A 12,517-nucleotide genomic window follows, 5' to 3' on the forward strand; every position below is an offset into this window, starting at 1 on the left:
GGGGGATCTCCCCACGGCGAGGACGGCTTCCCCCGGAGGGAGGACGAATTCCCCGACGGGGAGGGCCTGTTTCCCCGCGCGGAGCCGGAGCACGACGGGGGTGAGGCACAGGACGCGCTGCTGGAGGAGGAGCTGCGGCAGGCGGCGGCCGTGCTGGACCCCGTCCCCGACGCGCTGCGCCAACTGGCCGTCGACGCCTACGCGTTGCACGACCTGGACGCGAAGATCGCCGAGCTGACCTTCGACTCGCTGGTGGACGCGCTGCCGGTGCGCGGGGTCACCGACGCCCCGCGCATGCTGACGTTCCGCGCGGGCCCGGTCACCGTCGACGTCGAGGTCACCGGGGACGGGCTGATGGGCCAGGTGATGCCGCCCGGCTCGGCGCGGATCGAGGTGCTCGGCGGCCCGGGTGCCGCCCGCCCGGTCCCCGTCGACACCCTGGGCCGCTTCACCAGCGAGGACCCGCCGTCCGGGCCGTTCGCGCTGCGGCTGCGCACCGGCACCGAGGTGATCGTCACCGAGTGGCTGCGGGCCTGACCGGACGCGTCACCAGGTGACCGGCAGGGTGCGCGGCCCGCGGATCATCGTCTGCTGCCGCCACCGCACCTCCTCGGGCGGTACGGCCAGCCGCAGCCCCGGCAGCCGGTCCAGCAGCGTGTCCACCAGCAGTTCGAGCTGGAGACGGGCCAGGACCGCGCCGGTGCAGTAGTGGTGGCCGTTGCCGAAGGCGAGATGCGGGTTGGGGTCCCGGTCCGGCACGATGCGGTCCGGGTCCTCGAACAGCGCGGGGTCGCGGTTGGCGGCCAGATAGGAGACGTACACCGGCTCGCCCGCGGCGATCCGGTGCCCGGCGATCTCCACGTCCTCCAGGGCGATCCGGGCGAGCCCGACGGTGCTGCGGTGCGGGATCCAGCGCAGCAGTTCGTCCAGGACCGGGCCGCGCTCCTCGGGCCGCGCGCGCATCCGCTCCATCAACTCGGGCCGCGTGAGCAGGAGATACAGCATCTGCCCGCAGTTGTGGGTGACCGCCTCGCCGCCGATCTGGAGCGGGCCGGCCAGCCCGACGGCCTCCTCCTCGCCGATCTCGCCGCGCGCCACGGCACCGGCGAGCATCGAGTAGACGTCCTCGCCCGCGCTGCGCGCCCGCGCCCGGACGATGGCGGTGATCCAGCCGTACAGGCCGTTCTTGGCCCGGTCGGCGGCCTCGGCGCCGCCGGTCAGGGAGATGATCTGCCGGGTCCAGGCGTGCACCTGCTCCCGGTCGGTCTCCGGTACGCCCATCACCTCGCTGACGACGTACAGCGGGAACGGCTCCAGCACCCGCTCGACCAGGTCGGCGGGCGGGCCCTCGCGCACCATCCCGTCGACCAGCTCGTCCAGGATCTCCTGGGCGCGGGGCCGCAGCCGCTTCATCGCGCCGACGGTGAAGGCCCCGGCGATGGGCTTGCGCAGCCGGTTGTGGTCCGGCTGGTCGGCCCAGGCCAGCGAGCCGGGCCGGGGCGCGAAGTTCGGGGCCAGCCGGGTGACCTGGCCGCGCACCACCTCCGCGCGGCTGAACCGCGGATCGTTGGTGATCAGCTTCACGTGCTCGTACCGGGTGGCCAGCCAGGCCCACCCCTCGCCGAACGGCAGCCGGATCCGCGTCAACGGCCCCTCGCGCACCAGGCCCGCGAGCACCGGGTCGAACTCCGTGCCCTCCAGATCGATCACGGGCCACTCCCGGACGGGCGGCGGCTCCTGACCGGTGGACGGCGGCTCCGGACCGGTGGACGTGCTGGTCTCGATGGTCGTCATGCCCTCCACGATGGGGCGGGGCACGAACGGTGTCGTGCGGGGTTGCTCCGGGCGGGTGGGGCCTGGCGGGGGCGCTCGGGGCCGCTCGCGGGCGGCGGCCGGTGGGGTGGACGGTGCGTGCGGCGCCGGTCCGGGGCGGGCGGTCGGCCGGGCCGGGGCGGTGCGGCCCAGGGGGCGGGCGGTGTGTGGCCGGGGCAGGTGGGGTGTGCGAGCGGTCGGGCGGGCGGGTGTTCGTCGGTAGCCCATGGGCGCGCGGCCGGGTCGGCGTGCGGCGGGCGTGCCGGGGAGGGGGCTCCGGCCGGGGGACGGGGCGGGCACGGCCGGTGGGCATGGGGCGCGGCCGCCCCCGCCGGGCCGCGTCGCCGTCACACGGCGTCGACCAACGCGGCCAGCGCCGAGGCGAGTCGGCGCAGCCCCGGGCCCGCCGGGCCGCCCGGTTCGCGCATGTACGTGTCCCGGCGGAGCTCGATCATCAGCGCCTCGACCCGGGCGTCCGTGCCGTAGTACTCCAGCGGTACGTAGGTCCCGCTGAACGGGCTGTCCAGACCCGTGGGTCCACACCCGGCGAACGCCTCGCGGGCCGCGTCGGTCAGCCGGGGCGGGGTGTGGAAGGGGTCCGTGCCCAGGCAGACCGGCGGGCGCGGGCCGTCGCCGTGGAGCTCGTAGGGCAGCGCCTCGGCCGGATACGAGTGCACGTCGATCACCACGGCGCGCCCGGTCGCGGCCAGCCGCGCGGCCACGGCCCGCGTCATCGCCTCGGCGTACGGCCGGAAGTACCGCTCGATCAGCGGCGCCGGATCGCTGTCCGCGGGCCGCAGCTCTTCGCGGTGAGTGGTCCGCGTGTACACCGCGCCCATGCCGACGGCGCGCATCTCCTCCCGCTCGTCCGGGAACCGCTCCGGATCCACGACCAGCCGGGACAGCCGGTTCACCAGCCGCCACGGCCGTACCCGGGAAAGCCCCGCCGCCCGCTCGGCCAGCTCCGCGGTGTGCGCGTCCGTGATGTGGTCCAGCTCGCGCTCCAGCGCGGCGTCGTCCAGCACGATCCCCCGGCGCACGTCCCCGGGAATCGCCCGCGCGGAGTGCGGCACGTGCAGCAGCACGGGCGACTCGGGCGCGCCGGGGAGGAGTTCGAACGACGGCATGGGCGGCTCCCTGCGGGACGGGTACGGCGTGGAGGGCCGGGCGGTCCCGGCCGCACCCGGGCGTGGTGCCCCTCAGTCCAGCAACTCGCGGACCAGGGCACCCACTTGCTCCGACTCGATCAGGAAGCCGTCATGGCCGTACGGCGATTCCAGCACCCTGAGGCGGTCCGCGCCAGGGATCAGCGACGCCAGCTCTTGCTGCTGGGCGAGGGGGTAGAGGCGGTCGGAGTCGACGCCGGCCACCAGGGCGGGGGAGGTGACACGGGCGAGGGCCGCGCGCAGGCCGCCCCGGCCCCGGCCCACGTCATGGGCGTTCATCGCCTCCGTGAGGGTGACGTAGCTCGCCGCGTCGAAGCGCCGTACCAGCTTGGCCGCGTGATGGTCCAGATAGGAGTCGACCTGGTAGCGGCCGCCCCGCCAGGGGTCCTCCGCGCCCTGGGGCGCCCGGCCGAAGCGGGTGCCCAGTTCCGGCTCGCTGCGGTACGTGATGTGGGCCAGCCGGCGGGCGAGGCCCAGGCCGGTCGCCGGGCCACGGCCCGAGTCGTGGTAGTCGCCGCCCTGCCAGCCGGGGTCCGAGCGGATCGCGCGCAGTTGGACCCCGGCCCAGGCGATCTGCTCCGCGCTCGCCGCCGCCGTCGTGGCGAGCAGCAGCAGCGCCCCGGTGCGCTCCGGGTACGACACCGCCCACTCCACCGCCCGCATACCGCCCATCGAGCCGCCCACCACCAGCGCCCACCGCTCGATGCCGAGCGCGTCCGCGAGGCCCGCCTCCGCCGCGACCTGGTCCCGCTGGGTGAGGAAGGGGAACGCGCCGCCCCAGGTCCGGCCGTCGGGGCGTGCCGAGGCCGGTCCGGTGCTGCCCTGGCAGCCGCCCAGCACATTGGGCGCCACGACGAACAGGCGGTCGGTGTCCAGCGCGCGCCCGGGCCCGACCAGCGGATCCCACCAGCCCGGCGTGGGGTGCCCGGACCCGGCCGGACCGGCGACATGGCTGTCGCCGGTCAGCGCGTGCAGCACCAGCACCGCGTTGGACGCGTCCGGCGCGAGCCGCCCCCAGGTCTCGAACGCCAGCCGGACGCCGGGCAGTTCACCGCCCGCCTCCAGCGGCAGCGGCCGTCCGGCCGGGTGCCACCGGCGCCGGCCCGGCGGGTCCCCCTCCCGCCAGGCCCCGGTGACCGGCAGCCGTCCGGTGGCCGTGGCCGCGTTCACCTACGCGCCCTTGGCCGCGCGGAAGCCGGCCTCCAGATCCGCCTTGAGGTCGGCCAGGTTCTCGATGCCGACGGACAGCCGCACCAGGCCCGGCGTGGTGCCGGAGGCCGCCGCGGCCTCCTCGGTGAGCTGGCTGTGCGTGGTGGACGCCGGATGGATGATCAGGCTGCGTACGTCGCCGATGTTGGCGAGATGGCTGAACAGCTCCACCCCGTCCACGAACCGCTTGCCCGCCTCGACGCCGCCGCGCAGCTCGAAGGAGACGATGGCGCCCGCCCCGCGCGGCAGGTACCGCTGCGCCGCCTCGTACCACGGGCTGGACTCCAGGCCCGCGTAGTGGACGGTCTCCACCTCGTCGCGCCGCTCCAGCCACTCGGCGATCGCCTGCGCGTTGGCGGTGTGCCGCTCCAGCCGCAGGCTCAGCGTCTCCACCCCCTGGAGCAGCAGGAACGCCGAGTGCGGGGCGAGCGCCGGGCCGAGGTCGCGCAGCAGCTGCACCCGCAGCTTCACCGCGAACGCGCCCGGCCCGAGCGCCGGCCAGTAGCGCAGGCCGTGGTAGCTCGCGTCCGGCTCGCTGAACTCCGGGAACCGGTCCGGGTGCGCGCCGAAGTCGAAGGTGCCGCCATCCACCACCACGCCCGCGATCGCGGTGCCGTGCCCGCCGAGGAACTTGGTCGCCGAGTGCACCACGACGTCCGCGCCGTGCTCGATCGGCCGCAGCAGGTACGGCGTGGCCACCGTGTTGTCCACGATCAGCGGCACCCCGGCCGCGTGCGCCACGTCCGCCACCGCCCGCACGTCGAGGACGTTGCCGCGCGGGTTGCCCAGCGCCTCGGCGAACAGGGCCTTGGTGTTCGGCCGGATCGCCGCCCGCCAGGCCTGGACGTCGTCCTGATCGTCCACGAAGGAGACCTCGATGCCCAGCCGGGCCAGCGTGTGCCGGAAGAGGTTGTACGTGCCGCCGTACAGCGCGGCACCGGCCACGACATGGTCGCCGGCGCCCGCCAGGTTCAGGATCGCCAGGGTCTCCGCCGCCTGCCCCGAGGCCAGCGCGACCGCTCCGACGCCGCCCTCCAGCGCGGCGATCCGCTGCTCGAACACATCGGTGGTGGGGTTGTGGATCCGGGTGTAGATGTTGCCGGGCTCCGCCAGCGCGAACAGGTCGGCGGCATGCCGGGTGTCCCGGAAGACGAACGAGGTGGTCTGGTAGACGGGGGTGGCCCGGGCACCGGTCGTGGGGTCGGGGGCCGCCCCGGCGTGGATCTGCTTCGTCTCGAAGGACCAGGCGGCGGGGTCGGGCTGCGTGCTCATGGGGCGTGCTCCTCGTGCGGGGCAGGGCGGTGACGTGGCACGAGGTAAGCACGCACGGGCACCGTCCGACAGGCACGGCGAGCAGCCGCCACGAGGACGTCATGGACGACAACACGGGCGCAACGTCCGTGACACACACGGCGGTTGTCGCGACCGGGTGGCGGTTGTCACCGTCCCGTCACAGCCGGCGGCCGGTGAAACGCGGGCCGGCCGGGGGCGCTCTTCCCGGGTGTCAGCGGATCTTCACAGCAGAGGACGCCCATGAACCACCGCCATGTCTCCGCCGTCGTCGTCCTGGCCTCCGCCGCCGCGCTCCTCGCCACCACGTGCGGGTCGGCCGGCGCCAGCCCGAACGCCCCGGTGCGGACCGCGAAGGCCACGGCCTGGAAGCCGTGCCACCTGCCCAGCGGGTACCAGCGCTTCGTCGAGCTGGACTCCGCCGGGACCGTCAAGGGACGGACCGTCGTGCGGGTCACCCCGCAGACGTGCAAGGTGAACAAGGAGAACGACGAGGACGTCGTCTACACCCCGAGCGGCGCCGCCCGGTCGGTCGGCTTCGCGTCGGGCGCCTCCGTCGAGGTCCTGCGCGACACCACGACCGTGAAGGTCGCCCCGCAGTGGCTGGTGAAGCACAAGCTCGCCAACAGCCCGTACTTCGCCTTCCGCGTCAACGGCAAGGGCCGGATCACCGCGATGCGGGAGATCTACCACCCGTAGAACGGGACGGCGCTCCGCCCACCGCGCGCTGCGGTGGGCGGAGCGCCGCCATGTGTCCGGACTAGAGCGAGGCCAGGGCCGCGTTCCAGGTGGCCGACGGGCGCATCACCGCGTCCGCCTTGGCCTGGTCGACGCGGTAGTAGCCGCCGAGGTCGGCCGGCTTGCCCTGGACGGCGTTCAGCTCGTCCACGATCTTCTGCTCGTCGGCCGCGAGGGACTCGGCGAGCGGCGCGAAGGCCTTGGCCAGGTCGGCGTCGTCGGTCTGCTTGGCCAGCTCCTGCGCCCAGTACAGGGACAGGTAGAAGTGGCTGCCGCGGTTGTCGATGCCGCCGACGCGACGGGTCGGGGACTTGTCCTCGTTGAGGAAGGTCGCCGTGGCGCGGTCCAGCGTGTCGGCGAGCACCTTGGCCCGGGTGTTGCCGGTGGCCTGCGCGAACTGCTCCAGGGAGGGCACGAGCGCGAAGAACTCGCCGAGCGAGTCCCAGCGCAGGTAGTTCTCCTTGACCAGCTGCTGGACGTGCTTGGGCGCGGAGCCGCCGGCGCCCGTCTCGAACAGGCCGCCGCCCGCCATCAGCGGGACGACCGACAGCATCTTGGCGCTGGTGCCCAGCTCCAGGATCGGGAAGAGGTCGGTCAGGTAGTCGCGCAGCACGTTGCCGGTGACCGAGATGGTGTTCTCGCCGCGGCGGATGCGCTCCACCGACAGCTTGGCGGCCTCGACCGGGGACAGGATGCGGATGTCCAGGCCCTCGGTGTCGTGCTCCGGCAGGTACCGCTTGACCTTGGCGATCAGCTGCGCGTCGTGGGCGCGGCCCTCGTCCAGCCAGAACACGGCCGGGTCGCCGGTGGCGCGGGCGCGGGTGACGGCCAGCTTGACCCAGTCGCGGATCGGGGCGTCCTTGGTCTGGCAGGCGCGGAAGATGTCGCCCTCGGCGACCTCCTGCTCGATCAGCACGTTGCCGGCCTGGTCGACAAGGCGGACGGTGCCCGCGGTCGGGACCTCGAAGGTCTTGTCGTGGGAGCCGTACTCCTCGGCCTTCTGCGCCATCAGGCCGACGTTCGGCACCGAGCCCATGGTGGACGGGTCGTAGGCGCCGTTGGCCCGGCAGTCGTCGATGACGGCCTGGTAGACACCGGCGTACGAGGAGTCCGGGATGACGGCGAGGGTGTCGTGCTCCTGGCCGTCCGGGCCCCACATGTGGCCGGAGGTGCGGATCATCGCGGGCATGGAGGCGTCCACGATGACGTCCGAGGGGACGTGCAGGTTGGTGATGCCCTTGTCGGAGTCGACCATGGCCAGCTCCGGGCCCGCGGCCAGCTCCGCGTCGAAGGAAGCCTTGATCTCGGCGCCCTCGGGCAGGTTCTCCAGGCCCTTGAGGATGCCACCGAGGCCGTCGTTCGGGGTGAGGCCCGCAGCCTTCAGCGTCTCGCCGTACTTCGCGAACGTCTTCGGGAAGAAGGTGCGCACCACGTGACCGAAGATGATCGGGTCGGAGACCTTCATCATCGTGGCCTTCAGGTGCACGGAGAACAGCACGCCGTCCTGCTTGGCGCGGGCGACCTGCGCGGCGAGGAACTTCTCCAGCTCCGCGACGTGCAGCACGGAGGCGTCCACGACCTCGTCCTTCAGGACCGGCACGGACTCGCGCAGCACGGTGGTGGTGCCGTCGGCGCCCACCAGCTCGATCTTCAGCGCGCCGTCCTCGGCGATGACGACCGACTTCTCGGTGGAGCGGAAGTCGTGCTCGCCCATGGTCGCCACGTTGGTCTTGGACTCGGGGGTCCAGGCGCCCATGCGGTGCGGGTGGGTCTTGGCGTAGTTCTTCACCGAGGCCGGGGCGCGGCGGTCGGAGTTGCCCTCGCGCAGTACCGGGTTGACGGCGGAGCCCTTGACCTTGTCGTAACGGGCGCGGATCTCGCGCTCCTCGTCGGTCTTGGGGTCGTCCGGGTAGTCCGGCAGCGCGTAGCCCTTGCCCTGGAGCTCGGCGACGGCCGCCTTGAGCTGCGGGATGGACGCCGAGATGTTCGGCAGCTTGACGATGTTCGCCGCCGGGGTCTTGGCCAGCTCGCCCAGCTCGGTCAGCGCGTCCGGGATGCGCTGGTCCTCGTTCAGGTACTCCGGGAAGACGGCGATGATGCGCCCGGCCAGCGAGATGTCGCGGGTCTCCACGGGCACACCGGCCTGCGAGGCGTACGCCCGGATCACCGGCAGGAAAGAATGCGTCGCCAGGGCCGGGGCCTCGTCTGTGTACGTGTAGATGATGCTCGAGTCAGTCACCGGGTGCTCCGCTCCACGTCTGTAACATTGCTCGACATCAAGATATCTCGTGCCGGAGGCGGGCTCGACAGGGGTGGGGCCCTGGGCCCGCTGATTTCCGCCGGGCGGCGCCGCCGGTCAGCCGGACCCCGCCGTCCGCCGGGGTCCGCCGGTCAGCTCGCGTTCGATCCAGCGGCAGATCACGTCCACCACGTACACGTGTTCGGACCGGCTCAGCTCCCGGCCCTTCGGGATGCCGTGCCAGCGGGCCAGGCAGCTCCGGCAGCAGGTGGCGGTCGCGTGCTGGGCGACGAAGACGGGATGGCCCCGGTACGGGGTCTGCTTGCCGTCCTTGTACGGCGCGGCCGGGGCCAGCCGCTTCGCGATCAGGTCGTAGGCGTGCCACCGGATGGTGGCCGGCCCCTTCAGCTCGGCGGTGGCCCGGTCCCGCCCGCGCAGGTGGAAACGCGCCCGGAACGGCTGCCGGGCGAGGTCGTCCAGCAGCCGGTCGAGCGAGCGGGCCCCCGGCGGGACGGGGTCGGGCGAAACGGTCATGCTCCTTCGAGCATACGGGCCGCCCCGGCGACCGCCCGCCACTCGGTCCCCTCGGCGCTCTACTCGGGGACGCCCTCGGCGCTGCGCTGCTGCGGGATCATGACGCTGCCCTGCTGGAGGGCGACCGTGCGCACGGGGGAGGGGATGCGGATGCCCTCCTCGCGGTAGCGGCGGTGCAGGCGCTTGATGAACTCGTGCTTGATCCGGTACTGGTCGCTGAACTCGCCGATGCCCAGGATCACCGTGAAGCCGATCCGGGAGTCCCCGAAGGTGTGGAAGCGGATCGCGGGCTCGTGGTCCGGCAGGGCGCCGTCGACCTCGTGCATCACCTGCCGCACCACATCGGCGGTCACCCGCTCCACGTGCTCCAGATCGGCGTCGTAGCTCACCCCCACCTGCACCGGCACCGTCAGCCGCTGCTCGGGCCTGGTGTAGTTCGTCATGTTCGCCTTGGCGAGCTGGCCGTTGGGGATCACCACCAGGTTGTTGGACAGCTGGCGCACCGTCGTCTGGCGCCAGTTGATGTCGACGACGTACCCCTCCTCGCCGCTGCCGAGCCGGATGTAGTCGCCGGGCTGGACCGTCTTGGAGGCGAGGATGTGGATGCCGGCGAACAGGTTGGCGAGGGTGTCCTGCAACGCCAGGGCCACCGCGAGACCGCCGACGCCCAACGCGGTGAGCAGCGGCGCTATGGAGATACCGAGGGTCTGCAGGACGACCAGGAAGCCGATCGCCAGGACCAGCGCCCGGGTGATGTTGACGAAGATGGTCGCCGACCCGGCCACGCCCGAGCGGGACTGGGTGACCGTCTGCACCAGCCCGGCCACGACCCGGGCCGCCGACAGGGTGGCCACGAGGATCAACCACACCTCGAGGACCTGGTCGGTGTGGTGCTGCACCGTCCTGGTGAGCGGCAGCACGACCGCCGCCGTCGCCACCCCGGCCGCGATCAGCGCCCACGGGATGATCGAACGCAGCGCGTCCACGATGACGTCGTCGCCGCTCCAGCGGGTCCGCTTGGCGGCCTTGGCCAGCCAGCGCAGCAGGGTCCGGGAGCAGAAGGCGAGCGCCAGGCCCGCCGCCACGGAGATGCCGGCCAGGACGAGGTCGTCCAGGGTGAGCGCGCGGTTCACCGGTCACCTCCGCCGCGCCGGGTCCCTGCGGAGCGCCGTATGTGAGGTCTCGTCACGTTGTCACCTGCTCGATGTGCGGGATGTGCGAACGTGCCGGTCCCGGAACTCCGGTGACCGGCACGAGCGTTCATCCTGCCGTATCCGGAACACGGCGTACCACCGGGGCGCCTTGCCCCCGCGCGGCCCCGGATCAGATGATGCCCTCCGCGAGTTCGGCCTGGTCGCGGTCGCTGCCGTAGGCCGCGGTGGGGGTGCCGTAGGAGCGGCGGGCGACGTACCACCAGACGCTGGCCAGCAGCAGCACGGCGGCCAGGGCCACCGCCGCGTAGTTCATGGTGTCGACGGTGACCGGCGAGGACTGCGGCAGACAGAACAGCACCGTCACGCACGCCACCCAGACCACCGCGACCCAGCCGACGGGCCTGCTCCACCGGCCCAGGTGCCAGGGCCCCGGCCGGAACCGGTCCCCGGCCCGCAGCCGCAGCAGCACCGGGATGGCGTAGGCGGGGGTGATGCCGATGACGTTGATGGCGGTGACCGCGTTGTACGCCGTCGCCGAGTACAGCGACGGCAGCGCGAGGACCCCGGCCACGCCGACCGACAGCCAGACGGCGGCCACCGGGGTCTGTGTGCGCCGGCTGACCGTGCGCCACAGCCGGGAGCCGGGCAGCGCGCCGTCCCGGCTGAACGCGAACACCATCCGGCTGGCCGCGGCGACCTCCGCGTTCCCGCAGAACAACTGGGCCGCGATCACCACCAGCAGCAGCGCCTTCGCGCCACCCGCGCCGAGGCCGTCCAGCAGGATCTGGGCCGGCGGCACCCCGGTGGCGGTGGTGCGGGTCGCGTCGTAGTCCTGGATGGCGAAGGTCAGCCCGGCCAGCAGCACGAAACCGGCCAGCCAGGACACCCAGATGGCCCGGACGATGCCCTTGGCCGCGGACACCGAGGCGCGCGAGGTCTCCTCCGACAGGTGCGCGGAGGCGTCGTAGCCGGAGAAGGTGTACTGGGCGAGCAGCAGCCCGATGGCCGCCACGTACCAGTGGTTGGACCAGCCGGTCTCGTTGACGAAGGTGGTGAACACGAAGGACGGCGAGCGGTGGTGGTCGGGCACGATCGCGAGGGCGCCGACGATGAGCGCGACACCCGCCAGGTGCCACCAGACGCTGACCGAGTTGAGCAGGCTGACCACGCGGACGCCGAACAGGTTCAGCACCGCGTGCAGCAGGAGGATGGCGCAGAAGATCAGCATCGTCCGGCCGGGCGTCGGCGTGAAACCCCACTGGAGATGGGCGAACGCGCCGGTGAACAGCGCGGCGCCGTAGTCGATCCCGGCGATCGCGCCGAGCAGGCCGAGCAGATTCAGCCAGCCCGTGTACCAGCCCCAGCGGCGCCCCCCGAGCCGGTCGGCCATGTAGTAGAGGGCGCCCGAGGTCGGATAGGCGCTGGTGACCTCGGCGAGCGCGAGGCCGACGCAGAGCACGAACAGGCCCACGCCCGCCCAGCCCCACAGCATCACGGCGGGACCGCCGGTGTTCAGCCCGAAGCCGTACAGGGTCATGCAGCCGGACAGGATCGAGATCACCGAGAAGCTGATGGCGAAGTTGCCGAACCCGCCCATCCGGCGGGCCAGCACCGGCCGGTAGCCGAGTTCGCGCAGCCGCCGCTCCTCGTCCTGCTGCGGCAGCCCCGCGGCGGCGGACGGCTCGGGAGTGGGAGACATGCGCGGACCTCCGGGGATCGAGGGCTCGTACGGGACGGTCGGACGGGATGCTCGGGAAAGCGGTTGCGGGCTCGCGGGGAAGTCAGGTGGCGCGGGCGGGGCCGGTGGCGGTCCGGCAGCGGTCGCGGGCCGCGGTGAACACGTCCACGGCCCGGTCGCGGCCCCGGGCGCGGTACATCCACGGCGGCGGGGTGAAGTACGGTCCGATCGCCTCGAACACCGCCGCGGCGGCGGCGTACTGCCCGGTGCTCCACAGGGCGTGGGCCAGGTGGTTGAGGTCCGGCTGGGCCCGCCGGTCGGCCGGCGCCTGCTCGAACCAGGAGGTCAGGGCGGTGCGCGCCTCCCGGGCGGCGGTCTCGGTCGTCCAGCGCGCCTGCCGTTCGCCCAGACGGCGGTGACGTTCGACACGGACGTACAGGGGCAGCAGGTGCAGGGCGGAGCCGGGCGGAGCCTGGCCGGCGGCCCACCGGGCGTAGCCGGCGGCCTCGTCGAGGCGCCGGTGGAGATCGCTGGACTCGTCGACTTCGGTACGGGCACGACCGGCGGCCACCTCCGGTGCGGCGACGGCACGACCGGCGGCCCCCCGGGGCCCGGCTCCAGGGTGGCCGGCGGGCTCCTCGGGCCCGGCTCCGGTGCGAACGGCCACCTGCTGGGGCCCGGCTACGGGGTGGCCGGT

General features: G+C 73.3%; 10 protein-coding genes. 2 read left to right on the plus strand and 8 right to left on the minus strand.

All coding sequences use genetic code 11. The features are described 5' to 3' along the window. Positions 1-66 precede the first annotated feature (66 nt). Positions 67-537, plus strand: coding sequence for a hypothetical protein (locus tag ACSP97_RS30905; protein ID WP_355154695.1), 471 nt, complete (start codon positions 67-69; stop codon positions 535-537). 9 nt (positions 538-546) lie between these two features. Here the strand turns inward: ACSP97_RS30905 and ACSP97_RS30910 are convergent, their stop codons facing one another. From ACSP97_RS30910 to ACSP97_RS30925, 4 genes are all read right to left on the minus strand, one after another. After that, positions 547-1,794 (minus strand): cytochrome P450, encoded by a 1,248-nt coding sequence (locus ACSP97_RS30910; protein ID WP_355531177.1) that lies wholly within the window; start codon positions 1,792-1,794, stop codon positions 547-549. 365 nt (positions 1,795-2,159) lie between these two features. Then, on the minus strand, positions 2,160-2,939 hold the full coding sequence (locus ACSP97_RS30915) for an N-formylglutamate amidohydrolase (RefSeq protein WP_355531175.1): 780 nt from the start codon (positions 2,937-2,939) through the stop codon (positions 2,160-2,162). A 72-nt stretch (positions 2,940-3,011) separates the two neighbouring features. Further along, the gene (gene metX, locus ACSP97_RS30920; RefSeq protein ID WP_355531173.1) at positions 3,012-4,148 is read right to left on the minus strand and encodes a homoserine O-acetyltransferase MetX; all 1,137 of its coding nucleotides are present in this window, start codon (positions 4,146-4,148) and stop codon (positions 3,012-3,014) included. Continuing rightward, positions 4,149-5,459, minus strand: a complete 1,311-nt coding sequence (locus ACSP97_RS30925) for a bifunctional o-acetylhomoserine/o-acetylserine sulfhydrylase (RefSeq protein WP_355154676.1) — start codon at positions 5,457-5,459, stop codon at positions 4,149-4,151. It abuts the gene before it with no gap. Positions 5,460-5,720: 261 nt separating this feature from the next. Between ACSP97_RS30925 and ACSP97_RS30930 the strand changes: the two genes are divergently transcribed. After that, entirely contained in the window at positions 5,721-6,176 is a 456-nt protein-coding gene (locus ACSP97_RS30930) for a hypothetical protein (RefSeq protein ID WP_435642625.1), read from the plus strand. 61 nt (positions 6,177-6,237) lie between these two features. Here the strand turns inward: ACSP97_RS30930 and ACSP97_RS30935 are convergent, their stop codons facing one another. The 4 genes from ACSP97_RS30935 to ACSP97_RS30950 form a co-directional block, all read right to left on the minus strand. Then, positions 6,238-8,454, minus strand: a complete 2,217-nt coding sequence (locus tag ACSP97_RS30935; protein WP_355154672.1) for an NADP-dependent isocitrate dehydrogenase — start codon at positions 8,452-8,454, stop codon at positions 6,238-6,240. A gap of 117 nt (positions 8,455-8,571) precedes the next feature. After that, positions 8,572-8,988, minus strand: a complete 417-nt coding sequence (locus ACSP97_RS30940; protein ID WP_355154670.1) for a DUF4186 domain-containing protein — start codon at positions 8,986-8,988, stop codon at positions 8,572-8,574. Positions 8,989-9,047: 59 nt separating this feature from the next. Beyond that, positions 9,048-10,121: a mechanosensitive ion channel family protein gene (locus ACSP97_RS30945; RefSeq protein WP_355154668.1), complete on the minus strand. Its 1,074-nt coding sequence runs from the start codon at positions 10,119-10,121 to the stop codon at positions 9,048-9,050. Positions 10,122-10,311: 190 nt separating this feature from the next. Beyond that, complete coding sequence (locus ACSP97_RS30950; RefSeq protein ID WP_355154666.1) at positions 10,312-11,841, minus strand: amino acid permease; 1,530 nt, start codon at positions 11,839-11,841, stop codon at positions 10,312-10,314. Positions 11,842-12,517: the final 676 nt, after the last annotated feature.

Origin of the sequence: Streptomyces sp. SCPE 10, assembly GCF_051980735.1 — a bacterium.
GTDB classification, from domain to species: Bacteria; Actinomycetota; Actinomycetes; order Streptomycetales; family Streptomycetaceae; genus Streptomyces; species Streptomyces misionensis.